This window comes from Mitsuokella multacida DSM 20544 (genome assembly GCF_000155955.1).
Lineage (GTDB): Bacteria > Bacillota > Negativicutes > Selenomonadales > Selenomonadaceae > Mitsuokella > Mitsuokella multacida.
The window spans coordinates 681,200-707,397 of the sequence record NZ_GG697142.2; the positions used below are offsets into that span (position 1 = coordinate 681,200).

A 26,198-nucleotide genomic window follows, 5' to 3' on the forward strand; every position below is an offset into this window, starting at 1 on the left:
GCAAGGCCGGTTGCTGGAAAGCCTCAGCAAGCTGCGCCAGAGATTTGAGCAGAGATGGAGTGGCGGACTCATGGGCGGCAGCTGGCTCTGGGAGGAGCGCAGGCGCGTCATCGGTATAGTCCATATCCCATCGGAGAGGGGAGACGGGAAGGTCCTCTTCGCCGAGCTGCTCGCGGAGCATGGCACGCTGGTGCTCGTGCGCACGGCGGTGGAGCGGTTGGACGGCGGCCTGACGCTTGCAGAGGCGGCCGCGATGCGCGCGCAGCGCGAGGGCTGGTACGAGCTCGACTTTGCCGTCTGCCTGCCCGCGGAGCAGGTCTGCTTCTACGAGACGGAGCTGCCGCCCCATATGGAGGCGGCAGAGTGGCGCGAAGCGGCGCATTGGGAGCTCGACGCGCGGCTGACGGATGAGGGGCTTGAGGCTGATGCGTATGCGATGGCCTGCCAGCGCGAGGGTGCGGGCCGCGTCGTGCTCGCCGCAGCGGAGCGGGATTTGCTTGCAAGGCTGGCCGAGGATTTCCGCGAGCAGGGGCTCTCGCTGCGCGGCATCACGGCCCTGCCGCCGGGGACAGCGGCGGCGATGACAGCTTCATGGGACGGGCAGGGCCTGGTGCTCACGGAGGCGCAGCGCGCGTTCATGCCGGCCATCGCGGCAGCGAAGTCCGTCCTTCAAGAAGATGGCTTGCGGCTCTGGGGCAGTGCAGTGCAGGGGCGCCGGCTGCGCTGCCGCCGGCTGGCCGCGCTCTGCTGCACCGTGACGTTTTTCGTGCTGTTTGCCACGGCGTTCTTTGACATGCGCGCCTATCTCGAGGCGAAGCGCGATTACCAGCAGGAAGAGCAGGCATTCCTCGTGCTGCAGCGCGAGGAGAAGGTCATGCAGCTGACGGGGCGGCTCCAGCAGAAGATCCGCGCGCGCGATGCCAAGGCCGCCGCCGTCATGGGAGCGGCCGTGCCGTGGTACAGCGTGATGGTCCACCTCGGGCGGCCGGAGCTCCAGACGGAAGGCGTCTGGCTCAGGTCCATCCTGCTGCGCTCCGACAAGAAGGTGGAGCTCTGCGGCGCGGCGCTCAGTTACGCCGCGCTCTCCGCTTTCCTGCAGTCCTTCGAGGCGGACCGCGCCTTCTTCCCACAGGGGCCCGTGCTTGAGGCGTCGGAGGAAGGGAAGGATGCGGAAAAGAACAGCATTGCCTTCCGCATCAGCGTCGGCATCTAGTCTGTGATGGATTGACGGAGAGGAGGATGAGCGGATGAAAGGGATCCGGGCGAGATTGGAGCGGATGGGGCTAGGCAGTGGGGATACGCGCTTCCTCGCGGCCAGCATCGCCGTTTGCCTCATCGCGCTGCTAGCGTACGGCGCGCTCGTGCACCTGCCGCTGCGCGCGGAGCAGGCGGCGTACGAGAAAAAGGCGGTTGAGCTGCGTACTCGCCTGGCCGCCGTCATGAATTTCAAGAATGTGCACGGCGACCTCGCCGCCTACGAGAAGGAGCTCTCGGACCGCGAGGGGCGCGCCGAGCGCATGCTGCCGCGGGAGCTCGGGCAGGGAGCCTTCCTGCAGGATTTGCAGCACAAGGCGCTGCAGAGCCAGGTGAAGCTCCAGAAGGTCGCGCCGGCTGAGGCGCGCTCGGTGGACGGCGTACAGGAGATGCCCGTCGCCATCGCCTGCAGCGGCTCGTATTTTTCGGTGCTCGACTTCCTGCGCCGCCTGCAGCAGTCGGAGCGGCTGCTCGCCATCCATGAGACGCGCATCGAGCAACAAGTGCAGGGCAAGGACGGCATGCTGCAGTGCCAGCTCGTCGTCACGGCTTACGCCTGGTCACAGGATGAAGCAAAGGGCAGGGCGGACGGCGAGGCAGCAGAAGAGACGGTTGCTTCTCTTGAATGAGGACAGGTATCCATTGAAATAAGACCTTGATTTATAGGCGCGTATCCTTTACACTGTAATCAATATTGTTTTTGAAATACGTGAGGTGTTTGGATATGAGTGAATTGCGTTTTATGACTGCGGGCGAGTCCCATGGCCCGTGCCTGACGGCTATCCTCGAGGGACTGCCGGCCGGCCTCAAACTGGACCTCGAGTCCATCAATAAAGACCTGGCGCGCCGTCAGCAGGGCTACGGCCGCGGCGGCCGCATGAAGATCGAGAAGGACAAGGTCAATGTCCTCTCGGGCGTGCGCTTCAATGAGACGATCGGCGGGCCCATCACGCTGCAGGTCGTCAACCGCGACTTCCAGAACTGGGGCGAGCGCATGGCGGCCTTCGGCGAGCCCGCGGGCGAGAAGGTCACGGCGGCGCGCCCGGGCCATGCGGACTTCACGGGCATCCGCAAGTACGACCGCACGGACGTCCGCGACATCCTCGAGCGCTCGAGTGCGCGCGAGACGACGATGCGCGTGGCCGTCGGCGCCGTCTGCAAGGAATTCCTCAAGGCGCTCGGCATCACGGTCGTCTCGCAGGTCACCTGCATCGGTGGCGTCAAGGTCGACCCGGCGAAGGTCGACCGCGCGAAGCTTGGCACGGACATCTCGGATCTCAACTGCTACGACGCAGAGGCCGAGGCGCAGATGAAGGAAAAGATCAAGGCGGCGCGCAAAGAGGGTGATACTCTTGGCGGCATCTTCGAGGTCACGGTGCGAGGCCTGCCGGCAGGCCTCGGCAGCCACATCCAGTGGGACCGCCGCCTCGACGGCAAGCTCGCCGGCGCCTTGATGTCCATCCAGGCCATCAAGGGCGTGGAAATCGGCGCGGGTTTCGATTGCGCCATCCTGCCGGGCAGCCAGATCCACGACGAGATGTTCCTCGACGAGGCGGGCAAGGTCTACCGCAGGACGAATCGCGCAGGTGGCCTCGAGGGCGGCATGACGAATGGTGAGGAGCTCGTCGTCAAGGCGGCGATGAAGCCGATCCCGACGCTGATGCAGCCACTGCACTCCGTCGACATCGCGAGCCATGAGGAAGTGCTGGCCTGTAAGGAACGCAGCGACACGTGTGCCGTCTCGGCGGCCTCCGTCGTCGGCGAGGCCATGACGGCCTTCGTCATCGCGCAGGCCATCTGCGACAAGTTTGGCTCGGATGCGATGGTCGACCTCAAGGCCGCACTTGCTGCCTACAAGGCACGCATCGGGAAGGAATGGTGATCCGATGAAGAACATCGTGCTGATCGGCTTCATGGGCACGGGCAAGACGAGCACGGGCCGCGTGCTCGCGCAGAAGCTCGGCGCGGCCTTCCTCGACCTCGACCAGGAGATCGAGGCAGAAGAGGGCATGGCCATTCCCGCCATCTTCGCGCAGAAGGGCGAGCCGTACTTCCGCGCTGCGGAGCACCGCATGGTCGAGCGCGTCGCCGCGCGGCAGAATGCCGTCATCTCGACGGGCGGCGGCACGGTCAAGGACCCTGCCAATGTCGCTCTCCTGAGGCAGAGCGGCGTCATCGTCTGCCTGACGGCTGACGTCGATACCATCCTCATGCGCACGGCCAGTAAGGGCGAGCGCCCCGTCCTCGACAAAGAAGATAAGGGCGACCGCCGCCGCGCCGTCGAGACGCTCATCGAGGAGCGCCGCCCGCTCTACCGCCAGGCGGACTTCTCGGTCGATACGAGCAGGCTCTCGCCGCTGCAGGTCGTCGAGGAAATCCTTCATTATCTGAAAACAAGAGGTGTCGTTCATGCGTAAGGTACGCGTCGCTCTCGGAGAAGAGAGTTATGATATTCTGATTGGCTACGGTCTTGAGAAAGAGCTCCAGTCGTTTGTGCAGGGGGCGGGCTTCTCGAAGCAGGCCATGCTCGTGACGGACAGCAATGTCGGGCCGCTCTACGGCGAGAAGGTCCGTGCCATCCTCGAGGCGGGCGGCCTCCACGTGACCGTCGTGACAATCCCGGCAGGCGAGAGCTCCAAGTGCCTCTCTGTCGCCGAGAAGCTCTACACGCGGGCCATCGAGCTCGGCCTCGACCGCAAGTCGCCAATCTTCGCGCTCGGCGGCGGTGTCGTCGGCGACCTCGCGGGCTTCATCGCGGCGACGTACATGCGCGGCGTGCCGTTCGTGCAGCTGCCAACGAGCCTACTCGCTCAGGTCGACTCGAGCGTCGGCGGCAAGGTGGCCGTCAACCACGCGCTCGGCAAGAACCTCATCGGCGCGTTCTACCAGCCCAAGGGCGTCTTCATGGACCTCTCCATGATGGAATCGCTGCCGAAGCGCGAGATCGCGACGGGGCTCGGCGAGATCATCAAGTACGGCATCATCTACGATGCGGACTTCTTCGCCTACCTCGAGCAGCATGCGGACGCGGTGCTCGCACTCGAACGCGAGGCTGCTGTCCACATGATCGCGCGCTCGTGCGAGATCAAGGCGGCCGTCGTCAGTAAGGACGAGAAGGAGAGCGGCCTGCGCCGCATCCTGAACTTCGGCCACACGATGGCGCATGCCATCGAGAAGGAGACGGGCTACATCCGCTACAACCACGGCGAGGCCGTCGCCATCGGCATGATCGGCGCGGCTGACATCAGCGCGCGCCTCGGCATGGTCTCGGCGGACGATGTTGCGCGCGTCGAGGCGCTTGTCGCGCGCATGCAGCTGCCGACCAAGGCCGAGGGCTGCACGGTCGATGCGATGTACCGCGACATCTTCCACGACAAGAAGACCATCAACGGCAAGGTCAACTGGGTGCTCATGCAGGGCATCGGCAAGGTGACCTGCCGCAACGACGTGCCTGAGGACATCGTGCGCGAGGCGATGGCCGCGCGCATCGGCAAGTGAGACGGCGATTCAAGAAAAATTTTGCAGGGGCGGTTGAAACCGCCCTTTTTTTATGGTATGCTATCTAGGTATATGGACGGTCCTCTGAGTGAGCATCGGGCTTGCCATGAACGTCTGCCATCAAGGAGGAAAAAAATGAATATCATCGAAACGTTGGAAAAAGAACAGCTCCGCTCGGATATCCCGGAGTTCGCACCTGGTGACACGGTCCGCGTCCATGCAAAGATCGTCGAGGGTTCCCGCGAGCGTATCCAGATGTTCGAAGGCGTCGTCATCGGCCGTCAGGGCACGGGCGTCCGCGAGACGTTCACGGTTCGCCGCATCTCGTACGGCATCGGCGTCGAGCGCATGTTCCCGGTACATTCCCCGCGCATCGAGAAGATCGACGTTCTCCGCAAGGGTATTGTCCGTCGTGCAAAACTCTATTATCTGCGCAACCTTACGGGTAAAGCTGCTCGTATCAAAGAGAAACGCTAATCGGCGTACGGTAGGGACTGCTTTTGGCAGTCCCTATTTTGTTTGTAGAAAGGATTACAGGAGGAACCTTCATGAGTTCATTAGGAGAAGAGGCAAAAGACTGGGTCATATCGATTGTCATTGCAATCGTGCTGGCCTTCATCATCCGTCAGTTCGTCGTCGAGCTCTACATCGTCGACGGCCCGTCGATGCGCCCAACCTTGCAGTCGCAGGAGCGCCTCGTCGTCAATAAGTTCATTTACGACTTCCGCGCGCCGGAGAAGGGCGAGATCCTCGTCTTCCAGTATCCGCGCGATACGAGCCGCGACTTCATCAAGCGCGTCATCGCGACGCCGGGCGACACGATCGAGATCAAGGGCGGCCGCGTCTTCGTCAACGACCAGATGCTCACGGAGGACTACATCCTCGAGCCGACGCGCAGTGAGTACCCGAAGGCGACGGTGCCTGAGGGCACGGTCTTCGTCATGGGCGATAACCGCAACAACTCGGAGGACAGCCGCTTCGCCGATGTCGGCTTCGTGCCGTACAAGCTCATCAAGGGCAAGGCTGTGCTCGTCTTCTGGCCGTTCAGCGCCTTCAAGACGCTGCCGTGATGAGGAGGGATGGCGATGAAGTGCATTTCCTGGAATGTCAACGGCCTTCGGGCCTGCCTCAAGAAGGGCTTCATGGAGTCGTTCGTGAAGCTCGATGCGGATGTCTTCGCGCTGCAGGAGACGAAGATGCAGCCGGAGCAGGCCATCCTTGACCTGCCGGGCTACCGCCAGTACTGGAACAGCGCGGAGCGCAAGGGCTACTCGGGCACGGCGGTCTTCTCGCGCATCGAGCCGCTTGCGGTCACGTACGGGCTCGGCATCGAGGAGCACGACCACGAGGGCCGCGTGATCACCTTGGAGTTTCCCGACTGCTACTTCGTGACGGTCTACACGCCGAACTCGAAGCGCGGCCTCGAGCGCCTCGCTTACCGCATGGAGTGGGAGGATGCGTTCCGCGCGTACCTCGTGGCTTTGGACGCGAAGAAGCCGGTCATCGTCTGCGGCGACCTCAATGTCGCGCACACGGAGATCGACCTCAAGAATCCGAAGACGAATCACCACAATGCGGGCTTCACGGATGAGGAGCGCGGCAAGTTCACGGAGCTCCTTGATGCGGGCTTCATCGATACGTTCCGCGCGCTCTATCCGGACCGCACGGGCATCTACACGTGGTGGTCGTACCTGCGCAAGGCGCGCGATACGAATGCGGGCTGGCGCATCGACTACTTCGTGACGTCGGCGCGGCTGCGCGAGAAGATCGCGGATGCGACGATTCACAATGAGGTCTTTGGCAGTGACCACTGCCCGGTCGGACTGGAGCTCAGGCTATGACGGCGGCGCAGGTGAAAGGCCACAAGAAGACGAATCTGACGACGCTCTGCTACATCGAGCAGGACGGCAAGTACCTGATGATGCATCGGGTCAAGAAGGCGCACGACATCAACCACGACAAGTGGATCGGGGTCGGCGGCCACTTTGAGCCGGATGAGACGCCGGAGGAATGTCTCCTGCGCGAGGTGCGGGAGGAGACGGGCCTCGTGCTCGACTCGTTCCGGCTGCGCGGCATCATCACGTTTATGTCGGACAAGTGGCAGACGGAGTACATGTTCCTCTACACGGCGGATGCGTTTCACGGGGAGCTCGTCGGGCGCGACGGGTGCCGCGAGGGCACGCTCGAGTGGGTGGCGAAGGATGCGGTCTACGAGCTGCCCATCTGGGAAGGGGATAAGATCTTCTTCCGGCTGATGGAGAAGCAAGAGGCGGTGTTTTCACTGAAGCTCCGGTATGTCGGGGATACGCTCGTCGAGAAGGCGCTGGATGGGAAGGCGTTCTGAGCTGGCGGAAGTACGATGGATTCGTGCGATAAAATGAGATAGGAAAACCCGGTACGAGGTGGGCTCGTGCCGGGTTTTTGTTTACATCGTATGGGGAAAGCGCAGATTGCGGGGAGCGCACATCGTGGATGGGGCGGGGGCACCTGTTCCGGCTTCGCCGCTCCGCTGAATGAGCCCTATGGCTGGTTTGGTGATGGAGGCGGGTTCGCCGCCTGCCGCGGCGTTCTGACATTGTGGTGCTATGCTGGGGAGCGGGAGGGCTCAGCCCTGCGGGCGGTCGCTGCGCGGCTCCAGGCGGAACAGGTGCCCCCGCCCAGAGTTACGTTTGTGGATGTGAAGGCGGCGGAGGCGGCTGCGCCTGTCCGCCGGAGATTTGCGGGATGGGCGGAGGCGGCTGCGCCTGTCCGCCGTTGGGGCGTGCAGCTCGGCGGGGGGTGGCAATGTGAGCTTGGGTAGACGCGGCGGAGGCGGCTTTGCCTGTCTGTCCGCCGGGAGTTTGCGGGATGGGCGAAATCGGCTGCGCCTCTTCGCCGGGGTCAGGCTTTCTCGATGTCGATGCTGACGTCGTAGAAGGTGCTGCCGCCGTCTTTGTCGGTGAGGCGCATGGAGGTCAGGCGGTTGGTGTTGCCGTCTTTGGTGTAGGCCTGCCACCAGACGCCTTCGGTGACAAGGGTGCCGCGGTTGACGCGATCGGAGAGCTTCAGGGTGAAGTGGGCGTGGCCGCGCTGGTTGCGGGCGCGGACGGGGTCGCCGTCGTGGAGGCCGCGCGCGGCGGCGTCTTCGGGATGGATGAGCAGGGTCATGATGTTGCTGTTGGTAAGCTCGTCGCGCTCGTTGAAGGAGCTGTCGAGAATGCGCATGTCGGGGGCGTTGATGAGGTGGAAGGGCTCGCTATCTTTGTGGGGCGGCAGGTAGTCGGGCAGGGGAGGCTGGCAGCGGGGATTTTTGATCTCGATCTTGCCGGAATGGGGGGCGAAGTGGAGCTTGTAGTCTTCGGGCAGGGGCAGGTCGACGGGGAGGCAGTCTCTTAGCTTTTGGAGTGCTTCGCTACTGAGGGGGAAGGGCCAGGCTTTCTTGGTACTGGCGATGAGGGCTTCGACGAGGTCTTCTTCGGTCTGATCGAAGATGGGGTCTGTGAGGTGCATGGCTTTGGCGAGCAGCCGGGCGGTCTGCCAGTTGCTCTTGCTTTCGCCGACGGGCGGGATGACGGCTCTGGCGCGCTGGATGGTGTAGTGGCCGTAGGAGTAGTAGAGGTCTTCGCTCTCGAGGGAGGTGGTGGCGGGCAGGACGATGTCGGCGTAGCGGGTGGTGTCTGTGAGGAAGCGTTCGTGGACGACGGTGAAGAGGTCTTCGCGCTGGAGGCCGCGCAGGACCTGGTTCTGGTCGGGGGCGGTGCAGGCGGGATTGGAGGAGTAGATGTAGAGCGCCTTGACGGGAGGTGTCAGATTGGTGTCGTTGAGCGCGCGGCCGAGCTCGCACATGTTGATGTGGCGAACGCCTCTCTGCTCGAGGTCGGGGCGGCGGATGATGTTCTTGTCGAAGGCGTGGCTGCCGGAGGCGGAGGTCAGGAGGCCGCCGCCTTTCTTGGCGTAGGCGCCGACGAAGGCGGGCAGGCAGGTGATGAGGCGCGAGGTCATGGCGCCGTTGACGTAGCGGGACTGGCCGCTGCCGAGGCGGATGAAGGGGGCGCGGGCGCTGCCGTAGGCATGGGCGAAGGCGCGGATATCCGCGGCGGGGACGCCGGTGATGGCTGCGGCGGCCTCGGGGGTGTAATGCGGCAGGACCTTTTGCTCGAGTTCGTCAGCTCCCTGTACGTACTCCTTGAGGAAGGCGCGGTCGGCGAGGCCGTCGCGCACAAGCACGTGGAGGATGGCGAGCGCAAGCGCACCGTCGGTGCCGGGGCGCGGGCAGAGGAAGGCGTCGGCGTAGTCGGCGGTCTTCGTGCGGTAGGTGTCGATGCAGTAGACCTTGGCGCCCCTCTTGCGAGCCATCTCGATGTCGTGGCGGAAGTGGATGTCGGTCGCGAGCATGCTGATGCTCCAGAGGACGATCATATCGCTATGCTGGGCTTCCTGCGGGGCGGTCGGCAGCGTCGCGCCCATGACGTCGCGATAGCCACGGCTCTTGGCAGGCGCGCAGATGGTGCGGTCGAGGCTCGTGGCGCCGAGCGCGTAGAAGAGGGCGTGGCCGGCGCTGTAGCCAATCGTGCCCATCGTGCCGGCGTAGGAGTAGGGCAGGATGGCCTCGGCGCCGTAGTCACGGATGATGGACTGCCAGCGCCCCGCAATCTCTTCGATGGCTTCATCCCAGCCGATGGGGATAAAGCGCCCTTCACCCTTCTGGCCGATGCGCCTTAGCGGCGTCATGATGCGCTTTGGCGAGTGGACCGTGCGCTCATAGTGGGCCATCTTCGGGCAGAGCGTGCCGCGCGTGAAGGCGTGTTCGGGGTCGCCCGCGACACAGACGGCCTTGCCGTCCTCGACGGTGATGAGCAGCCCGCAGCAGTCGGGGCAGTCGTAGGGACAGACGGATCGTTTGATGGATTTCATGATAGTACCTCGATGGATTTCAGTTCGTTCTCCATTCATTATAATATGCGGTGGCCGCGTTTCCAAGATGCGCGGCCTCTTTTTGTTTTTCTTGACAGGTGCGCGCTTTATGCTAGAATGTATTTTAGAATACATTCTAAAATACATTCTAGGAGGGTGATCCCTGTGCTGCAAGAAATACGGGCCGTCCTGCACGGCCGCGTCCTCGCGCATGTGCCGCTCATCGTGGTGGTCTTTTTCGTGCCGGTCTTCTACACGCTGCTGTTCGGTGCGGTCTACGTCCAGAACAGTGTCACGCACATCCCACTCGTCATCCTTGACGAGGATCAGACGAATATGTCGAGGACGCTCGTGCGCCTCTACAGTGATTCGCAGAAATTCACCATCGTGAAGCAGACGCAGACATCTGAGGAGATGGAGGCGGTCCTGCACGAGGGCCGCGCCGTGGCTGCTCTGGCCATCCCGCGGGACTTCCAGAAGGACATCCGCATGGGCGATCAGCCCTCAGTCGGCTTCATGGTCCGCTCGGCGAACAACGTCTTCGGCAATGTGGCCATGCTGGAATCCTGGGAGATCAACCGCAACTTCTCCGTCGCGGTCGGGAAGAAGCTGATCGAGGGGCTCAACATGCTTCCCGATGCGGCACTCGCGGGCGTCTACCCCGTGCAGATCGGCGTGCGCGTGCTCGGCAACCCGACGGGCGGCTTCCCGGATTTCATCCTGACGGGGCTCAGCGCGAACGGGACGCAGATTGCCCTGATGATCACGCTGACGCCATTGCTGCACCTGCTGATGAAGCGGCGGCGCTGGGAGGCGGGGCAGGGCCTCCGGGTGTTCCTAGCCTTTGTCCTCGCCTTCCTGATCATGGCCCTCGGCGCGCTGCTGCTCTCGCTCTTCCTGGCTGAGTGCGTCTACGCGGTGCCCATGCGCGGCAGCTGGCTGGCGCTGACGGCGCTCTCCGCGTCGTTCCTGGTCTTCGTCATCGGCGTGCTCTGCCTGTTCTCCGTGCTGAGCCCGGACCCCGTGATGGCGGCGCAGCTGCCGCTCTTCTACATCATGCCGAGCATCCTCTACAGCGGCATCACCTGGCCGCAGCAGTCGATGAGCGCCGGGGCGGCTTTCTATGCGGACCTCATGCCGATGCGCTACTTCGCCGGACCGCTGCGCTCGCTGATGCTCTACGGTGAGACGCCGGCACTCGGCAGCACTTGCGGGCAGATGCTCTTCTACGGCATCATCTGCCTGCTCATCGCCGGGGCATTCTTCATCTGGCGCTGGCGCCGCTACTGGCGGCAGCAGCCTGCAATGGAAGCGGGGCGGGCATCATGAGACTGTTTCGCTTGCTTCTCCATGAGGCGCATTACTGCCTGCGCGACCCGCGCCGCTTCATCTTACTGTTCCTGGCCTCGATGATCTACATGTTCATCTTCGGCGTGCTCTACGACCCCGGCATGGTCAAGTCCATCCCGACGGTCAGCTTTAACGAAGATGGATCGCGCCTCGGCCGCCACTACCTGCAGCAGCTCGAGGACAATGATTCGTATGGGACCATCGAAGATGTGGCGTCCTTAGAGGATTTGCAGCAGTCGCTGTTGAATCATAGAGCATATATCGGTGTGATGATTCCCCGCCGCTTTGCAGAGGACGCGAAGCAGGGCCGGCAGACGTCGGTGCTGTTCCTCATCGATGGTCAGAATCTCGTGACGACGAGCATCGCGGCGCGTGACGGCGAGACCGTCACCGAGAAGTTCTCCAACCGCCTGGCTGCGCAGCAGCTTGCCTTGCGGCTCGGCGTGGACGAGACGTACCTCCTGCACAAGATCGAGCCGATGCACACGACGCTGCGCGTCCTGGGCAATCCGACACAGGACTACAGCTGGTTCTTCCTGATCGGTCTCGCGACGGCCGCGTTCCAGCAGGGCCTGTTCTTCGCGGCAGCGGCCACGCTGTTCCAGAAGGAGACGCCTGCCATCGAGTTGCTGCCGCTCGGCGTGCGCATCGCGGCGAAAGTGCTCTTCGTCTACCTGATGGCGCTCGTCTCGTTTGGCCTGATGCTGACGGTCATGCACGAGGTGCTGGAACTGCCGCTGAAGGCGGGCACGTTCGAGCTCTTCGGCATCGGCGCGGCCTTCTCGCTGGCCGTCGTCGGCCTCGGCTTCTTAGCGGCAGGCCTCTTCCCGACGGAGCTCTCCTTCGTCTGCGTCTCCCTGATCTACCCGGTCATGGGCTTCGTGCTGTCGGGCTACACGTGGCCTTCGCTGGCCATGCCGCGCGCCATCCAGCTCTTTGCCGACATCTTCCCGCAGACCTGGTTCATGAACACGTTCCGGGACCTCTTGCTCATCGGCGGCACCTATCAGCTGCAAGAGCATCTACTCGTGCTGCTGCTCATGGGCGCCGTCCTGCTGCCGGCTGCCTGCTGGTCGGCCCGCCGGCGCCTGCGCAAGATCCGCAGGGAATCATCGCTCGCATGACCATGAAATCATGAGGGGGCTTTCACTTTGCTCAAGAATCATTCGGAAGAGGTCCGCCAGCGCATCCTGGAGACAGCCAAGGACCTGTTCCTGAGCGACGGCTACAAGAAGACGACCATCGCCAAGATCGTGTCGGTGTCCGGCGTCAGCTCGGGCAGCATCTACCACTGGTACAAGAATAAGCAGGAGATCTTCGAGGAAATCGTGCAGGAGCTCATGCAGGAGGCGCAGCGGCTCATCGAGCGGGACATGGCGGGCCGCCCGCCGGCCTGCCGCTATGCGGCGCTCCTGGAGATGGAGCTGCAGGCCATCGAGCACAATCCCATCATCCGTGAGATCTTCTGCGTGGCACTCGGGTCGGGCGAGATGTTCCTGCCGCTCGTCCGGCGCCACACGGAGTACGTGGCCCGCCTGTTCGGCGACCGGCTCACGGTGGAGGAGTGCCGCGCGCGCATCCTTTTCATCCATGCGGCCATGAACGGCTACCTCTTTGCGTTCCAGCAGGAGCGCGAGGCACAGCGCACGGCGCTGCGCCAGTTCTTCCTGAGCACGAGCCTCATGATCCTGGGGCTATCGAAGGCGGAGCAACGTGCCTGCGTGCGCGAGATCGAGGCGGCGCGTGAAAAATGGCAGGCGAAGGGCCGCCAGCTGCTCGCACAGCTGACATTCCTTGCTGAAGATGCGGATGACGAGAAGGGGCCGGACGAACCGTGAAGAATCCGCCGCTTTCCGTCTTGGGGATTGCGGGAAGCGGAGCTCCTATGATAGAATGGTAAGCAGTGTAACTTGACATGCATCATTCACATATACTGGGAGGAAAAGGATTTTGTCAGCTTTAAGCGAAGAACTCGATAAGGAAATCAAGAAGCGCCGCACGTTTGCGATCATCTCGCACCCGGATGCCGGTAAGACGACGCTGACGGAGAAGCTGCTGCTCTACGGCGGTGCCATCCATCTCGCGGGCTCCATCAAGTCGCGCAAGACGCAGCGCCATGCGGTGTCGGACTGGATGGAGATCGAGAAGCAGCGCGGTATCTCGGTCACGTCGTCGGTGCTGCAGTTCGACTATGATGGCTGCCGCATCAACATCCTCGACACGCCGGGCCATCAGGACTTCTCGGAGGACACCTACCGCACGCTCATGGCCGTCGACAGCGCCGTCATGGTCATCGACGTCGCGAAGGGCGTCGAGGCGCAGACGAAGAAGCTCTTCAAGGTCTGCAAGCAGCGCGGCATCCCCATCTTCACGTTCGTTAACAAGCTCGACCACTACGGCAAGCTGCCAATCGACCTCATGGACGAGATCGAGAACGTGCTCGGCATCCGCTCGTACCCGATGAACTGGCCAATCGGCCAGGATGGCCAGTACATGGGCGTCTACGACCGCCGCAACGACAAGGTGCTGCTCTTCGCGGCCGACACGACGCACGGCCAGCAGGCGCGCATCGCGGACGTCTACGAGCCGGACGACCCGGCCGTCATCGAGCGCGTGGGCGAGGAGACGTGGCAGGCGCTCAAGGACGACATCGAGCTCCTCGACGAGGCCGGTGAGGAATTCGACATGGAGAAGGTCAACTCCGGTGAGCTCACGCCGATGTTCTTCGGCTCGGCCATGACGAACTTCGGCGTGCAGGACTTCCTCGAGGGCTACATCCGCATGGCGCCGACGCCGCAGCCGCGCATGTCGAGCGACGGCCTCATCGCGCCGGACGACGAGAAGTTCTCGGGCTTCGTCTTCAAGATCCAGGCCAACATGAACCCGGCGCACCGCGACCGCCTGGCCTTCATCCGCATCTGCTCGGGCAAGTTCGAGCGCAACATGAGCGTCTGGCACGAGCGCTCCGGCAAGATCATCAAGCTCGCGCAGCCGCAGCAGTTCCTCGCTCAGGATCGCCAGATCATCGACACGGCGTACCCCGGCGACATCGTCGGCCTCTTTGACCCGGGCATCTTCGGCATCGGCGACACGATCTGCGACGAGAGCCACAAGTTCAAGTACGCCGACTTCCCGGTCTTCCCGCCTGAGAAGTTCGCGCGCGTGCAGGCGAAGGACACGATGAAGCGCAAGCAGTTCGTCAAGGGCATCGAGCAGCTCACGCAGGAGGGCGCCATCCAGCTCTTCCAGCAGGCAGGCGCTGGCATGGAATCCTACATCGTCGGCACGGTCGGCACGCTGCAGTTCGAGGTGCTCGAGTACCGCCTCAAGAACGAGTACAACGTTGACATCACGATGAACATGCAGCCGTACGAAGTCGCGCGCTGGCTCGCCTTCAAGGACGGCAGCGAGGTCACGCCGGCCTCCCTCAGGGGCGCGGACCGCGGCATGTTCGTCTACGACCGCAAGGGCAACCCCGTGCTGCTCGTCAGCAACGAGTGGGCGCTCGGCTGGATCATGGACAACAACCCGGACCTCATCCTCAACCACGTGCCGTTTGACCGCAAAGAAGCTTGAGCCGCAGCTCTTCTTGCAATAGAAAACCCCAGACAGGGCGACAGCCTTGTCTGGGGTTTCTTTTATCTGGGTAGGTCAATCTGAGGACAGGTTTTCCTGGATCTGCAGCATCACATTCTGGAGGTCCTGCAGCGCTTCTGGTGGAAGGTCCTGCAGTGCCTTGCGGCGATGCTCAGCCACGGCGGCGGATAAGTCGCGGTGGGCTTGGGCGCCCTTTTCCGTGAGCTCGATGAATTTGCCGCGTGCATTGGGATGGGAGACGCGCGTGATCAGGCCTTTCTTCTCCATCTTCGTCAAGGTCTTGGAGATGGCCGCGGGCTCTACGCCGAGATACTGGCTCAGTGCGGTCTGCGCGCAGTCCTGACGATGATGGATCAGGTTCAGGATGGTCCATTCGGAGCCGTAGATGCCGGTGGCAGCGATCTTCTGGTTCAGGGTCTTGGAGAACAGGCGCATCGTCTGGTAGAGCTGATGGATCAGGCGGTCGCTGTCGCTCTCCTGCCAGTTTGTCTTGTCCATGATTTACTCCTCTGCTTCTTCTGGCTGGCGCACCTGGCGGGACAGGCGATGTGCCAGCAGGCCGAATAACACGAAGGCGGCCATGATGACGAGGACGTAGCGGTACATGGCGATGTAGCCGACCGTGCCAGCCAGGCTGCCGAGGGCGACGATGCCGGTGCTCGTGCCGATGTCGAGCATGTTGTAGAAGGTGGCGCTGGCGGCGCTGCGGCGGTCGGCCCGGACGACATTGAGCATCCAGGTCATGAGGGCTGGCAGCAGGAGGCCAGCACCGAGGCCGTAGAAGACGGAGGCGGTGAGCAGCACGGGCAGGCTGCCGGCTGCGAGAATCAGGGCAAGGGCCATGCAATAGAGCAGGGCGCCGGGAATCACGACGGCAAAGGCGCCGTAGCGGTCGAGGAGGCGACCGCCGAACGGGCGGGAGAGGAAGATGAAGAAGGTTCCCACAATGAAGAACAGGCCAGCGCTGCTGATGCCGGCCTCTGAGGCCATCATCGCGATGAACGTGTTGACACTGCCGTAAGCGGCGCCGAAGAGGATGGTCAGGATGGCGGGGATGCCAGTCCCTGCCTCATAGAGGCGGTTGCGGAAGGAGAGGTGCACGGCCGGCACGGGGAGTGCCGGCTCTCTCTCGGCTGTGCGGTCCTGGCGGGCGGCAAAAAACGCTGCGAGCGTCGCGATGCCAGAGGTGATGAACAGGGCCCAGGGGCTGATGTCGGAGAGGAGCATCAGCCCAAATGCCGGGGCCAGGGCCATCGCGATCGTGCTGCCCAGGCCGAAGTAGCCGATGCCCTCACCGCGGCGCGAGGCGGGGATGACGTCAGCGACCAGGGCTGCGGCGAAGGTCGTGCTGAGCCCGAAGCCAAAGCCGTGGATGACGCGGGCTACGACGATGGCACCGATGGAATCCAGCAGTGCGTATCCCGCCGTTGCCAGCAACGAGAGGAGAAGGCCGGCGTAGAGGCAGGTCTTCTTGCCGAAGGCACGCACGCCGGTGTCGGTGAACAGGCGGATGAAGATGGCAGAATACCCAAAGATGCCGGCGATCAAGCCAATCTCTGAGCCAGATGCGCCCAAGCTTGCCACGTAGATGGGCAGCGTCGGGAGCAGGATATGGAATCCGACAAACAGCAGGCCATTTGCTGTCGTCAGTGCAAGGAAATCTCGGGACCAAAGTGTTTCTTTTGTCATGAAAACGACCACTCCTTTTGATATGAATATTAACTAGTTAATTTTGAGTTGCGTCTGCTATTATAACGCACCGCAATCACTTTTGTCAAAAGGTGGTCGCCCTAAGTCGCAGTCGGACAGTCCGATCATCAGGAACTCGGCAGTTCGGAAGGGTTCCGCCATTCAGAAGTAGCGCTCCTGTATGGCGTGGATGGCTTCATCGAGGCTGCTCGGGCGGAAGTGGATGCCGTAGCCGACGAAGATCGGCGGCGTGGCGAAGCGCGGCAGCAGCTTGACGGCGATGCGGCCGCCGAGGTCGTAGAAGAAGATGTTGTAGCTCTGCGTCTGGCTGCCGAAGTGGTGCGTGAGGAAGTCGACGATGATCTGGATGAAGTCAGCCGTTGTATCGATGGCGGCCGGCGTCAGGTCCTCAGGCGGCAGGATATTGAACTCCCAGAAGCCGATGCGCGGCACGTCGGAGACGTTGAGCGTGACGCCGTCTTGCTCGTGGATGACGGGGCCCTCGAACTCCTCGGGGCGGCAGAGCAGCTCCTTCTTGACGTGCGGCAGGCCGATGAGCTGCATGTGCGGATGGCGGATGGTGCCGCCGGAGAGCGGGCCGTAGTTCTTGAAGAAGAGCACGGCCTCGTAGCGGCCGCTCTCCTTGAGCCGCTGCCACATGCGCAGGCCGAAGCGGATGAGTGCGTGCATGTGCTCCTTCGTATAGGAGGGCATGTCGCTGTGACATTCGCGCCCCTCGATGAGCACGAACTGGTCGGCGCCTTCGATGACGTTGTACTTGTTGCGCAGGAAGACCATGTCTCCCTCGGTCTCGATGACGCCAGTCAGGTGCTCGCGGTCGCAGAACGGGCACGACTCTTCTTTGTGGCGGATGGTTTCGGGTTTCTGGCGGGCTGCGCTGACGTCGAAGCCCATGAGATTGATGTCCATGCTGACTTCCTTCCTGTCTTCGTATATTTGTCAAGAAATTACTGGATTGATTCGCCCAATAATGATATAATCTCAATGTTGAGTACCATTATAGCGGTATACTGGTATTTTTGCAATTTGCGAGAGGCGGGGGAACCTGCCTTTCTTCTTTCCCGAAATTCCTGATTCCAGCAAATTCTATGCACGTAGGCGGTGTTTTCCATTAGCAAGCAAGATGTAGAGGCAAATGTGCAGGCGGCACAGCAGCCTCAAGAAGCCCAAGGCTCCAACAAGTCCTCGGACGAGGGCAAGAAGTCAAGCAAGGGAGAGTCCTTCCTCAAGGGCACGTTCATCCTGACGATTGCCGGCTTTGTCGTCAAGGTCATCGGCTCCCTCAACTGGATCTTCGTGTCGCGTATCCTCGGCGGTGAAGGTATCGGCCTCTACCAGATGGCCTTCCCAATCTATTTCTTCGCGATGACGGTCTCACAGGCCGGTGTGCCGGTGGCCATCTCCATCATCACGGCGGAGCGCGTGGCGCTCAAGGACATCTACGGCGCGAAGCGCGTCTTCCGCATCTCGATGGGGCTCATGCTCGTCACGGGCCTTCTGTTCTCGGTGCTGACGTACTTCGCGGCGGACTGGCTCATCGAGTGGCACTTCATCCGCGATGCGCGCGCGTACCTCTCGATGGTCGTGCTCGCGCCGACGGTCTTCTTTGTCACGCTGCTCGCGGCCTCGCGCGGCTACCTGCAGGGCTGGCAGCGCATGACGCCGACAGCGGTCTCGCAGATCGTGGAGCAGATTTTCCGCGTCATCACGATGATTCTCTTGGCGCAGCTCTTCCTGCCCTGGGGCCTCGAGTACGCGTCGGCCGGTGCCTCGCTCGGCGCCTTTGCCGGTGCGGTCACGGGCCTCATCGTGCTCGTCTACTACCACTGGAAGCTCGACCGCGACATCGAGCGCGACTACGGCCATGACATCAAGCCACTGCCGGGCACGGAGCATGAACCGGTGCTCAAGATCATGCGCCGTATCTTCATGCTGTCGCTGCCGGTCTCGGCGGCGAGCATCATGCTGCCGGTCGTCTCGAACCTCGACCTCATGATCGTGCCGCAACGCCTCGAAGTCGCGGGCTACAGCGTCAATGAGGCGACGGAGCTCTTCGGCTACCTGACGGGCATGGCGGTGCCGCTCGTCAACCTCTCGTGCATCATCACGGCCTCGATGGCCATGAGCATCGTGCCGGCCATCTCGGAGGCGCGGGCGCTGCGCGACATGAAGCGCGTCTACAACCAGACGGCGGCCTCGGTGCGCATCTCGAACTTCGTCTGCTTCCCAGCCTTCGTCATCGTCTTCGTGCTCGCGACGCCGATCTCGTCACTCATTTACAATGCGCCGGGCGCTGGCCCAGCGGTCATGATCTCGGCCTTCAGCATCGTGCTGCTCGGCCTGCATCAGGTCTCGACGGGCATCCTGCAGGGCCTCGGTCATCCGACCATCCCGATGGTCAACATGATCCTCGCGGCGGCGGCCAAGGTCATCCTGAACTGGGAACTCACGGCACTGCCGTGGCTCGGCATCATGGGTGCGGCCTGGGCGACGGCGGCGGACATGGGTGTCGCGGCCATCATCAACCTGTTCTTCATCTACAAGTTCATCGGTTACCGCATGGAGATTCCGCAGCTCCTCAAAACGCTGTTTGCTGCGGCGGTCATGGCGGTCGCGGTCTACTTCTTCTATGACTGGACGATGGCCTGGTGGAACATCGGCGCCATCTCGACGTTCGGCGCAGTCTTCTTCGGCTGCTTCGTCTACATCGCGACCATGTTGCTCGTCGGCGGCCTGCTCGAGGACGACCTCGCACGGATGCCGATGATCGGCCGCATCGGCATCCGCATCCTGCGCCGCATCGGCGTGTTCAAATCGTGATATGTGATATGGTATAAAATAGGGGGAACATACTTTGAAGAAGCTCGTGCTCTTCTACAATCCTGTTTCGGGGCATGCTGCCTTCAAGAACAAGCTCGACTGGATCGTCGAGGCGTTCCAGCGCCGCGGCATCCTCGTCGTCTTCTACCGCACGCGCCGGGAGGGCAATGAGGCCTTTATCCCATTCGTGCGCGAGGTGAATCCCGACGGCCTGCTTGTCGCGGGCGGCGACGGCACGGTCCACGAGATCGTCAATCTCATGATGAAGGGCAATCTCGACCTGCCGCTCGGCATCATCGGCAGCGGCACGTCGAACGACTTCGCGACGTACCTCGGCGTCAACACGGACCTTGAGGCGTATCTCGACACGATCGCCTCGGGCCGCACGCGCCGCGTGGACCTCGGCCTCATGGACGGCACGTATTTCATCAATGTTGCGAGTGGTGGCGCGATGGCCTGCATCGCGCACGAGGTCAATGCGCGCATCAAGAATTCGCTCGGCAAGATGGCCTACTACCTCAAGGGAATCGGGGACCTGCCGAAGTTCCGCTACTTCCCGCTCAAGATCGAGGCGGATGGCGCGCATTACGAGCTCGAGACGTTCCTGTTCGTCATCATCAACAGCCCGGTCGTGGGCAGCATGAAGAACGTGGCGAATGGGGTGGCGGTCGACGACGGCAAGCTCGACCTGCTGTCAATCGGCAAGTGCAGCATCCCGAAGCTCATGAGCATCACGGCGGACCTCATCGCGGGCAAGCCCGTGTCGGAGCGCGAGGACGTGCTGCACGTGCAGGCGAAGCACTTCCACATTGAGTCGGGGATACCCGTCGAGAGCGACATCGACGGAGAGTGCGGGCCGATGCTGCCGCTGACGATCGAGACCGTGCCGAGGGCAGTGGCGATTTACTGCTGAAAATTACACAAAGAGAAAGAGATAGAAAAGGGCTGCGCATCAGTTGCAATAGATGTGCAGTCTTTTTTCAATGTGCAGGGGAGGAGGGATCCCCTTCGGCTTCGGCGTTCGGCTAAATGGGGCCTATGCTTGCTTGCTGGAATCTAGCGGATTCGCCGCTTGCCGCGGCGTTCTTACATTGGATGGTCTAGGTAGGTCTTACTTGGGCCCCAGCCCTGCGGGCAATCGCTTCGCTTCTGCAGGCGAAGGATATCCCCACGCCCTGAGGTACAGAGTGTAAAGGAGAGCGCAGCAAGTGTGTGTGCGGGGCGGGGAAATGCCCTAAGGTACAAATTGGCAGTGAGTGCGCAGCGTTCTCTTCTGAGGTATGAAGTGAGGGGGATGCCTCCAAGTAGGTATGAACTAGGCTGGGGACATGTATTTCGCCTGCAGGGCTGGAGCGATCGCCCGAAGGGCTGAGCTCTCGCTCAGTATAGGCATAGAAAAAGGATGTCAGAACGCCGCGGCAGGCGGCGAGGTGACATCCTTGCTGATCGTATCATAGGGCTCATTCAGCGGAAGACCGAAGCCGAAATACATGTCCCCGGCCCTTCCGCGATGTAAACCCACTCATCGTGCGAATCATAAATCATCATTCGTCGTGATCGTCGAGCTGGCCGAGGTAGTGGGCGACGAATTGCTGGGCGGTGCGGCCGCTGCGGCCGCTGTGGGTCATTTCCCAGCGCACGCCGGCGATGCGCAGTTCTTCTGGCGTGAGCTGGATGCCTTCTTTGCGCAGCATGTGGTCGATGATGGCGAGGTATTCTTTCTGGTCGGGGGCGTAGTACTGGATGATCAGGCCGAAGCGGTCGGAGAGGGAGATGGTCTCGTTCATGCTGTCGTCGCGGTAGACGTCGTCCTGGCTCTCGCTGCGGTCGCGCCAACTCTCGCGGATGAGATGGCGGCGGTTGGAGGTGGCGTAGATGAGGACGTTCTCGGGGCGCGATTCGACGCCGCCTTCGATGGCGGACTTGAGGTACTTGTACTCGGCGTCGGACTCCTCGAAGGAGAGGTCGTCGAGGAAGATGATGAAGCGCTTGCTGGCGAAGTAGCGCAGGGCGTCCATGATGTCGGGCAGGTGGCTGAGCTGCGGTTTGGTGAGCTGCAGGATGCGCAGGCCGCGGCTGTAGTAGACGTTGGCGAGGGCCTTGACGGCGGAGGACTTGCCAGTGCCGCGGGCGCCGACGAGCAGGACGTTGTTGGCGGGCTTGCGCTGGACGAAGGCCTCGGTGTTGTCGATCAGCTGCTCTTTCTGGTGAGCATAGCCGATGATGTCATCCATCTCCATGGCCTCGAAGTGGCGGATGCCGATGAGGCGCTGGAGCTTGGCATCCCAGCGGAAGGCCTTGAAGGAGGCGATGTCACCGTAGCCGAAGCTCTGGTAGTAGCGCAGCAGGGCCGCGGCGAAGTCTTCGGCGGTGCTGGTGCCCTTGAGCAGGTTCTCGAGCGCGTCGGATGCTTCGGTCTGGAGCGGCATGGTCGGCTTGTAATCGTCGAGCAGCGGCAGGTCGAGGTAGAGGCTCGCGGGCTCGGTCAGGAAGGGCAGGAGCAGCGTGAGGTCGTGCAGGAAAGCCTGCTTGAGGCTCGCGCCGACGGGGCTGTCGTGCATCTCGATGGTCTGGGCAGCGAGGTTGGGGTTGTGGACGAGCCGGTAGATGAGGTAGCTGCGCAGCAGGCTGCCGTGCAGGCCGACGTCCTCGGCCGTCTCGATGATCTTCGCGGCGCACGGGCCAATCTGGCACTTGTCGCCATCGAGCACGGCCATCAGCGACTGGACGGCCGGGTCATCGAGAAGGCTGCGGCAGATCAGCAGCTTGTGCAGGTTCGGGTATTCAGACATGAAATCATCCTCCTATGGAATAGACATGTGAGAAAACATGTTGACTTTGCGAGATAATCATTATATTATACTCTACATTCGAATACTTGTAAACCTGTAAAGAAGAAATCAGGTATCGGGGATATTCCTGATGAAATGCGGGGACGTGATGAAGTCGGTCTGATGCAAGGCTGCAGGTGGTGCACTGTCCGGCAGTGAGAGGGCGCGCAGCTCAGTGGCGCGCGTGTCGAGGGCGAGCATCGCCTGCAGCGGTGTCAGGTCGCCTTCGAGCCGCTCGCGGGAGTTCAGTGCGGTGCTGACCTTGGTGATGAGGGGCAAGGTGCTGCGCTCCTTGACTGTGTGCAGCAATTCGCGGCCCACTTCGTCAAAGGCGAGCACGCGCGCATAGAGGGGGCCCGTCTCTGCGGCCTCGCGGGCGGCGCGCTCGCCCGTGCCGAGCAGCAGGTGCGGGACGATGCGGCTGATGCGGCTCGCGGGGTAGCGGCTCGTGACCATCCCCGCGATGAGCTCCTGCAGCGTCTGGCTCTGCCGGCTCTTGACGAGCAGCCGGTTCGCAAGGCCTTCCTGCAGGCCGAAGATGGCTTCAAGCTCGCGGCCCTGCATCGTCAGCATCCGCGCGAGCAGCGGGCGGAAGAGGCGCTCGGTCGAGGCAATCTCTGCGGGAAAAGCCGCGCGAATGGCAGCGTACGTCGCCTCGGGCAGGGAGTTCCTGAGCGAGGCAAAGTCGGGCTGCGCTTTCGCGAGCTCTCCGCGGATGGCCGAGGCGCTCGCCAAGGGGCCGAGCGAGGCTTCGTGATAGCCCGCACCGCGCCGCTCAATGAGCAGCGGCTCGATGCCCTGCGCATAGCCGCGAATCGCGCGCAGGTACTCGATGGCGAGAATGTTGTTGGGCTGGTGCAGGAGGTCTGATGCAAGGCCGCTCGCCTCCAGCAGGATGGCGGTCAGTGCCTTGGCGTACGAAGCGCCCGCACGCAGCGCCTCGTGGAGCGCCGCCTGCGTCTTTGGCGCGTCGATGGCGCGTGCGGCCTCCATGAGCGGCGCGAGGTCCGGACTCTCCGCGCCGAAAGCGAGCGTGTCGACGCAGCCGAGCCCCTGCAGCAGGCGCACGCCGCCGCGCGCGAAGTCCTGCGCACTGCGGCAGGCAAAGAGGAAGGGCAGTTCCAAGACAAGCTGACAGCCGCCGCGCACCGCAAGATCCGCGCGCCGCCACTTGTCGAGAACGGCCGCCTCCCCGCGCTGCGTGAAGCTGCCACTCATCACCGCGACGATGGCCACATCGTCATGAAAGCGCTCGCGGATGGCCCGGAGCTGGTAGGCGTGGCCCTGATGAAACGGATTGTATTCGGCGATGACGCCAACGACATGCATGAGGGAGGACTCCTTTCGGGTTGAGATAGACTAGATACAGTGTGCAGGGGCAGGGAGGGGGCCTTTCCGGTTTCGTCACTCCGTTAAATGGGACGCATGTGTTGTTCGCCTCCCCAATGCTCATTCGCCGCCTGCCGCGGCGTTCTGACATCTCGATGCAAGATGATATGCGACGCGTCCCATCCCGTTGGGCAATCACTCCGTTCCTGCAAGCGGAAGGGCCCCTCCTTGCCTAGCAGCGCTGGCAAAACGAGCGCTTTGAAGCTCGGGGCGTGCGGCGCATGGACTCAGGGCGGGGGAATGTGTTTCGCCTGCAGGAGCGGAGCGACCGCCCGCAGGGCTGGCCCCCGCGGAATCGTGGCGAGAAAGGTGGATGTGAGAACGACGCGGCAGGCGGCGAGGTGCCTTGGCCCATTTTTCTGCCATGGGGGCCATTTTAGCGGAGCGACGAAGCCGAAACATGTTCCCCCGGCCATTGCATATTGCATCGAGCATCCACGAATCTGATGATGCAAACTTAGCGGAGTGACGAAGCCGGAACATATCCCCCCGCTCCCCTTGTTGATGTATCGAGTCTCCACGAATCGATGGTGCGAATCCCCTCTCTTTCAGTCTAGCAGAACACTCGTCCCGCGTCCAATTGTTTGGGCTTTTCTCGCGGATATGGTATACTAAGAGATACGGGCAGTCATCGGGCTGTCTTTTTCATAGAATGAAATCAACGGAAATCGGCCTGGCCGATATATAGATACGTGAAACAAGAAAGGATACGATAACGGAATGACAAAAAAGAAAGTAGTCGTCGCGATGAGCGGCGGCGTGGACAGCTCTCTTACGGCGGCACTGCTCAAGGAGCAGGGCTATGAGGCCATCGGTGTGACGATGCGCCTGTCGGAGGAGAGCCGTGATTTTGACGAGAACGACCGCGGCTGCTGCAGCCTCAGCAGTGTCGACGATGCGCGCCGCGTGGCGGAGATCATCGGCATCCCGCATTACACCATGAACTTCAAGGAGATGTTCCAGGAAAAAGTCATCGACTACTTCCTCGCGGACTACGCGAAAGGCTGGACGCCGAATCCCTGCATCGCCTGCAACCGCTACGTCAAGTTCGAGGGGCTCCTGCAGAAGGCCATGGAACTCGGCGCGGATTACGTCGCGACGGGCCACTATGCGCGCATCGCGCAGGACGAGTCGGGCCGCTATGTGCTCAAGAAGGGCATCGACACCCACAAGGACCAGTCGTATGCGCTCTACCACCTCAACCAGCAGTCGCTCGCGCACTTCCTGATGCCGCTCGGCGACTACACGAAGGTGGAGACGCGCGAGATGGCGGAGCGCTACAAGCTGCCCGTCGCCCACAAGCCGGACAGCCAGGAGATCTGCTTCGTGCCGCACGATGACTACAAGGCCTACCTGCGCGCGAAGAATCCCTCCTGCCTGCATCCAGGCGATATCGTCGACAAGGAGGGCCATGTGCTCGGCCATCACGAGGGCGTGCCGCTCTACACGATCGGCCAGCGCAAAGGCCTCGGCATCGCGCATCCGGAGCCGCTCTACGTCGTGGACCTCGACATGGCACATAACCGCGTCGTCGTCGGCGGGGCCGGAGATGTCTTCTCGGACGGCCTTATCGCGGGCGACCTCAACTGGATTGCCATCGATGCACTCGAGGCGCCCATCGAGGTCACGGCAAAGGTTCGCTACGGCCGCCGTGAGGGCCGCGCGCATGTCGAGCCGCTCGCGGGCGGCAAGGTCCGCGTGCATTTTGCGGAGCCGCAGCGCGCGGTGACGCCGGGCCAGTCGGTCGTCTTCTACGCGGGCGACACGGTCGTCGGCGGCGGCATCATCGAGAAAGCGATTCGGAAGGAGGCGGCGGAATGACACTCGAATCCAGCAATACGACAGTCGGCATCCTCTACGACATCGAGAACGCGCCGTTTGAGATGCTCAACTACACGCTCGGCAAGGCACGGCGCTTCCAGCCGTGCCGCACGATCGTGATCTCGGACTGGGAGGAGCGCCCGGAGCAGAAGCGCTGGGAGAAGCTCCTGCGCCGCCCGGGCTTCACGTTCCGCCAGATCAGCAGGACCTTCCTCGGCAAGAACTCCCTGGACTCGGCCCTCTACGATTCGGCGAAACTGCTCTACGAGGAGGGCGTGCGCCGCTACTTCATCATCACGACGGATTCGGACTTCGTGCGCATCGCGCAGATGCTCAACTCGAAGGAGAAGTCCTATATCATCGGCGTCGGCACGAAGCAGGCGAGTGAGACCCTGCGCAATGCCTACGATGAATTCATCGTTTACCCAGCGGAGGAGAAAGAGACCGTGAGAAAGAAACACACGCGCAAGAATGCAGAGACGGCCGAGAAGGCCGAAGAAGCGCTCGAGAAGGCCGAGCCGAAAGCGAATAAGAAAGCCGAGCCGAAGAAAGACGTGAAGTCCAAGAAGGCCAAGGCAAATAAAGCCGAAAAGAATGAGAAGGAGAAGCCGGTGAAGGCCGAGAAGCAGGAAAAGGCGGCCAAAGCCACGAAAGCTGCGAAGACCGCGAAAGCCGCGAAGACGGTAAAGGCGGCCAAGACAGCGAACGACGAGCAGGCTGCGGCAAACGCGGCGGCCAAGAATGCCAAGAGCAAAGCTGCACCGCAGGCTGCTGCGGCAGAGAAGCCCGAGCAGGCATCCCATGTCAATCCTGCAGCTGCGGCACCGTCGGCAGCTCCTGCCGCCAAGTCGGAGCACAAGGCAAAGGCGGCCGCGCTGCCAGAGGGCACGTTTGCCGTGCGCCTGCCGAAGACCTTGCGCAAGCAGCTCGAGGCGCGCATGCAGGAAGAAGAAGTCACGATGGATGAGCTGATCACGTATCTCCTGATGCGCGGTCTCTCCCACTGACCGATGATGCTTGACTGATTGGATGATT

General features: G+C 62.4%; 23 protein-coding genes. 17 read left to right on the top strand and 6 right to left on the bottom strand.

The window, feature by feature from the left end; translation table 11 throughout:
- The first annotated feature begins 10 nt into the window (after positions 1-10).
- The 9 genes from MITSMUL_RS10055 to MITSMUL_RS10095 all read left to right on the top strand — a co-directional run bounded on the left by MITSMUL_RS10055 (position 11) and on the right by MITSMUL_RS10095 (position 7,096).
- Positions 11-1,213, top strand: a complete 1,203-nt coding sequence (locus tag MITSMUL_RS10055; protein ID WP_156779541.1) for a PilN domain-containing protein — start codon at positions 11-13, stop codon at positions 1,211-1,213.
- Positions 1,214-1,247: 34 nt separating this feature from the next.
- Entirely contained in the window at positions 1,248-1,883 is a 636-nt protein-coding gene (locus tag MITSMUL_RS10060) for a type IV pilus inner membrane component PilO (RefSeq protein ID WP_005842352.1), read from the top strand.
- Positions 1,884-1,978: 95 nt separating this feature from the next.
- Complete coding sequence (gene aroC, locus MITSMUL_RS10065; RefSeq protein WP_005842353.1) at positions 1,979-3,136, top strand: chorismate synthase; 1,158 nt, start codon at positions 1,979-1,981, stop codon at positions 3,134-3,136.
- A gap of 4 nt (positions 3,137-3,140) precedes the next feature.
- Positions 3,141-3,671, top strand: a complete 531-nt coding sequence (locus tag MITSMUL_RS10070; protein ID WP_005842355.1) for a shikimate kinase — start codon at positions 3,141-3,143, stop codon at positions 3,669-3,671.
- Entirely contained in the window at positions 3,664-4,752 is a 1,089-nt protein-coding gene (aroB, locus tag MITSMUL_RS10075; protein WP_005842356.1) for a 3-dehydroquinate synthase, read from the top strand. Before MITSMUL_RS10070 ends, aroB begins: the two co-directional genes overlap by 8 nt.
- 135 nt (positions 4,753-4,887) lie before the next feature.
- Positions 4,888-5,229 carry a 50S ribosomal protein L19 gene (gene rplS, locus MITSMUL_RS10080; protein ID WP_005842358.1) on the top strand — a complete coding sequence of 114 codons (342 nt, stop codon included), beginning with the start codon at positions 4,888-4,890 and terminating at the stop codon, positions 5,227-5,229.
- A gap of 71 nt (positions 5,230-5,300) precedes the next feature.
- On the top strand, positions 5,301-5,822 hold the full coding sequence (gene lepB / locus MITSMUL_RS10085; RefSeq protein WP_005842360.1) for a signal peptidase I: 522 nt from the start codon (positions 5,301-5,303) through the stop codon (positions 5,820-5,822).
- 15 nt (positions 5,823-5,837) lie between these two features.
- Positions 5,838-6,593, top strand: coding sequence for an exodeoxyribonuclease III (locus tag MITSMUL_RS10090; RefSeq protein ID WP_040636221.1), 756 nt, complete (start codon positions 5,838-5,840; stop codon positions 6,591-6,593).
- Positions 6,590-7,096: an NUDIX hydrolase gene (locus MITSMUL_RS10095; protein ID WP_005842364.1), complete on the top strand. Its 507-nt coding sequence runs from the start codon at positions 6,590-6,592 to the stop codon at positions 7,094-7,096. The genes MITSMUL_RS10090 and MITSMUL_RS10095 overlap by 4 nt, the downstream gene beginning before the upstream one ends.
- 536 nt (positions 7,097-7,632) lie before the next feature.
- Here MITSMUL_RS10095 and MITSMUL_RS10105 read toward each other — a convergent pair.
- On the bottom strand, positions 7,633-9,645 hold the full coding sequence (locus tag MITSMUL_RS10105; protein WP_040636223.1) for a molybdopterin-dependent oxidoreductase: 2,013 nt from the start codon (positions 9,643-9,645) through the stop codon (positions 7,633-7,635).
- A gap of 165 nt (positions 9,646-9,810) precedes the next feature.
- Between MITSMUL_RS10105 and MITSMUL_RS10110 the strand changes: the two genes are divergently transcribed.
- The 4 genes from MITSMUL_RS10110 to MITSMUL_RS10125 all read left to right on the top strand — a co-directional run bounded on the left by MITSMUL_RS10110 (position 9,811) and on the right by MITSMUL_RS10125 (position 14,571).
- Positions 9,811-10,974, top strand: coding sequence for an ABC transporter permease (locus tag MITSMUL_RS10110; RefSeq protein ID WP_050751676.1), 1,164 nt, complete (start codon positions 9,811-9,813; stop codon positions 10,972-10,974).
- Positions 10,971-12,119, top strand: coding sequence for an ABC transporter permease (locus tag MITSMUL_RS10115; RefSeq protein WP_005842372.1), 1,149 nt, complete (start codon positions 10,971-10,973; stop codon positions 12,117-12,119). Before MITSMUL_RS10110 ends, MITSMUL_RS10115 begins: the two co-directional genes overlap by 4 nt.
- A 27-nt stretch (positions 12,120-12,146) precedes the next feature.
- Complete coding sequence (locus MITSMUL_RS12180) at positions 12,147-12,833, top strand: TetR/AcrR family transcriptional regulator (RefSeq protein ID WP_005842373.1); 687 nt, start codon at positions 12,147-12,149, stop codon at positions 12,831-12,833.
- A gap of 112 nt (positions 12,834-12,945) precedes the next feature.
- The gene (locus MITSMUL_RS10125) at positions 12,946-14,571 is read left to right on the top strand and encodes a peptide chain release factor 3 (protein ID WP_005842374.1); all 1,626 of its coding nucleotides are present in this window, start codon (positions 12,946-12,948) and stop codon (positions 14,569-14,571) included.
- Between the two features lie 75 nt (positions 14,572-14,646).
- On the opposite strand, the gene MITSMUL_RS10130 is transcribed toward MITSMUL_RS10125, so the two are convergent.
- The 3 genes from MITSMUL_RS10130 to MITSMUL_RS10140 form a co-directional block, all read right to left on the bottom strand.
- Positions 14,647-15,090 carry a MarR family winged helix-turn-helix transcriptional regulator gene (locus MITSMUL_RS10130; protein ID WP_005842375.1) on the bottom strand — a complete coding sequence of 148 codons (444 nt, stop codon included), beginning with the start codon at positions 15,088-15,090 and terminating at the stop codon, positions 14,647-14,649.
- Positions 15,091-15,093: 3 nt separating this feature from the next.
- A complete protein-coding gene (locus MITSMUL_RS10135; RefSeq protein ID WP_005842376.1) occupies positions 15,094-16,281 on the bottom strand; it encodes an MFS transporter in 1,188 nt (395 codons plus the stop codon).
- A 162-nt stretch (positions 16,282-16,443) separates the two neighbouring features.
- On the bottom strand, positions 16,444-17,211 hold the full coding sequence (locus MITSMUL_RS10140) for a DUF4931 domain-containing protein (RefSeq protein ID WP_005842377.1): 768 nt from the start codon (positions 17,209-17,211) through the stop codon (positions 16,444-16,446).
- 228 nt (positions 17,212-17,439) lie between these two features.
- On the opposite strand from MITSMUL_RS10140, the gene MITSMUL_RS10145 reads away from it, so the two are divergent.
- Together MITSMUL_RS10145 and MITSMUL_RS10150 are read left to right on the top strand one after the other, a co-directional pair.
- Complete coding sequence (locus tag MITSMUL_RS10145) at positions 17,440-19,122, top strand: putative polysaccharide biosynthesis protein (RefSeq protein WP_050751677.1); 1,683 nt, start codon at positions 17,440-17,442, stop codon at positions 19,120-19,122.
- A 34-nt stretch (positions 19,123-19,156) separates the two neighbouring features.
- On the top strand, positions 19,157-20,035 hold the full coding sequence (locus MITSMUL_RS10150) for a diacylglycerol/lipid kinase family protein (RefSeq protein ID WP_005842381.1): 879 nt from the start codon (positions 19,157-19,159) through the stop codon (positions 20,033-20,035).
- 631 nt (positions 20,036-20,666) lie between these two features.
- Here MITSMUL_RS10150 and MITSMUL_RS10155 read toward each other — a convergent pair.
- Complete coding sequence (locus MITSMUL_RS10155; RefSeq protein ID WP_005842383.1) at positions 20,667-21,914, bottom strand: ATP-binding protein; 1,248 nt, start codon at positions 21,912-21,914, stop codon at positions 20,667-20,669.
- 108 nt (positions 21,915-22,022) lie between these two features.
- Positions 22,023-23,282, bottom strand: a complete 1,260-nt coding sequence (locus tag MITSMUL_RS10160) for a tRNA(Met) cytidine acetate ligase (protein WP_005842384.1) — start codon at positions 23,280-23,282, stop codon at positions 22,023-22,025.
- 780 nt (positions 23,283-24,062) lie between these two features.
- On the opposite strand from MITSMUL_RS10160, the gene mnmA reads away from it, so the two are divergent.
- Both mnmA and MITSMUL_RS10170 read left to right on the top strand, forming a co-directional pair.
- Positions 24,063-25,163 carry a tRNA 2-thiouridine(34) synthase MnmA gene (gene mnmA, locus MITSMUL_RS10165; protein WP_005842386.1) on the top strand — a complete coding sequence of 367 codons (1,101 nt, stop codon included), beginning with the start codon at positions 24,063-24,065 and terminating at the stop codon, positions 25,161-25,163.
- Entirely contained in the window at positions 25,160-26,170 is a 1,011-nt protein-coding gene (locus MITSMUL_RS10170) for an NYN domain-containing protein (RefSeq protein WP_005842387.1), read from the top strand. The genes mnmA and MITSMUL_RS10170 overlap by 4 nt, the downstream gene beginning before the upstream one ends.
- The last annotated feature ends 28 nt before the right edge of the window (positions 26,171-26,198 follow it).

Excerpts from the sequence above, each read along its gene's own strand:
- MITSMUL_RS10095 (WP_005842364.1), top strand. The coding sequence starts at position 6,590 with ATGACGGCGGCGCAGGTGAAAGGCCACAAGAAGACGAATCTGACGACG.
- MITSMUL_RS10130 (WP_005842375.1), bottom strand. The coding sequence starts at position 15,090 with ATGGACAAGACAAACTGGCAGGAGAGCGACAGCGACCGCCTGATCCAT.
- MITSMUL_RS10115 (WP_005842372.1), top strand. The coding sequence starts at position 10,971 with ATGAGACTGTTTCGCTTGCTTCTCCATGAGGCGCATTACTGCCTGCGC.
- rplS (WP_005842358.1), top strand. The coding sequence starts at position 4,888 with ATGAATATCATCGAAACGTTGGAAAAAGAACAGCTCCGCTCGGATATC.
- aroB (WP_005842356.1), top strand. The coding sequence starts at position 3,664 with ATGCGTAAGGTACGCGTCGCTCTCGGAGAAGAGAGTTATGATATTCTG.
- lepB (WP_005842360.1), top strand. The coding sequence starts at position 5,301 with ATGAGTTCATTAGGAGAAGAGGCAAAAGACTGGGTCATATCGATTGTC.
- MITSMUL_RS10090 (WP_040636221.1), top strand. The coding sequence starts at position 5,838 with ATGAAGTGCATTTCCTGGAATGTCAACGGCCTTCGGGCCTGCCTCAAG.
- MITSMUL_RS10135 (WP_005842376.1), bottom strand. The coding sequence starts at position 16,281 with ATGACAAAAGAAACACTTTGGTCCCGAGATTTCCTTGCACTGACGACA.
- MITSMUL_RS10160 (WP_005842384.1), bottom strand. The coding sequence starts at position 23,282 with ATGCATGTCGTTGGCGTCATCGCCGAATACAATCCGTTTCATCAGGGC.
- MITSMUL_RS10140 (WP_005842377.1), bottom strand. The coding sequence starts at position 17,211 with ATGGACATCAATCTCATGGGCTTCGACGTCAGCGCAGCCCGCCAGAAA.
- MITSMUL_RS10155 (WP_005842383.1), bottom strand. The coding sequence starts at position 21,914 with ATGTCTGAATACCCGAACCTGCACAAGCTGCTGATCTGCCGCAGCCTT.
- mnmA (WP_005842386.1), top strand. The coding sequence starts at position 24,063 with ATGACAAAAAAGAAAGTAGTCGTCGCGATGAGCGGCGGCGTGGACAGC.
- MITSMUL_RS10060 (WP_005842352.1), top strand. The coding sequence starts at position 1,248 with ATGAAAGGGATCCGGGCGAGATTGGAGCGGATGGGGCTAGGCAGTGGG.
- MITSMUL_RS10105 (WP_040636223.1), bottom strand. The coding sequence starts at position 9,645 with ATGAAATCCATCAAACGATCCGTCTGTCCCTACGACTGCCCCGACTGC.
- MITSMUL_RS10070 (WP_005842355.1), top strand. The coding sequence starts at position 3,141 with ATGAAGAACATCGTGCTGATCGGCTTCATGGGCACGGGCAAGACGAGC.
- MITSMUL_RS10170 (WP_005842387.1), top strand. The coding sequence starts at position 25,160 with ATGACACTCGAATCCAGCAATACGACAGTCGGCATCCTCTACGACATC.
- aroC (WP_005842353.1), top strand. The coding sequence starts at position 1,979 with ATGAGTGAATTGCGTTTTATGACTGCGGGCGAGTCCCATGGCCCGTGC.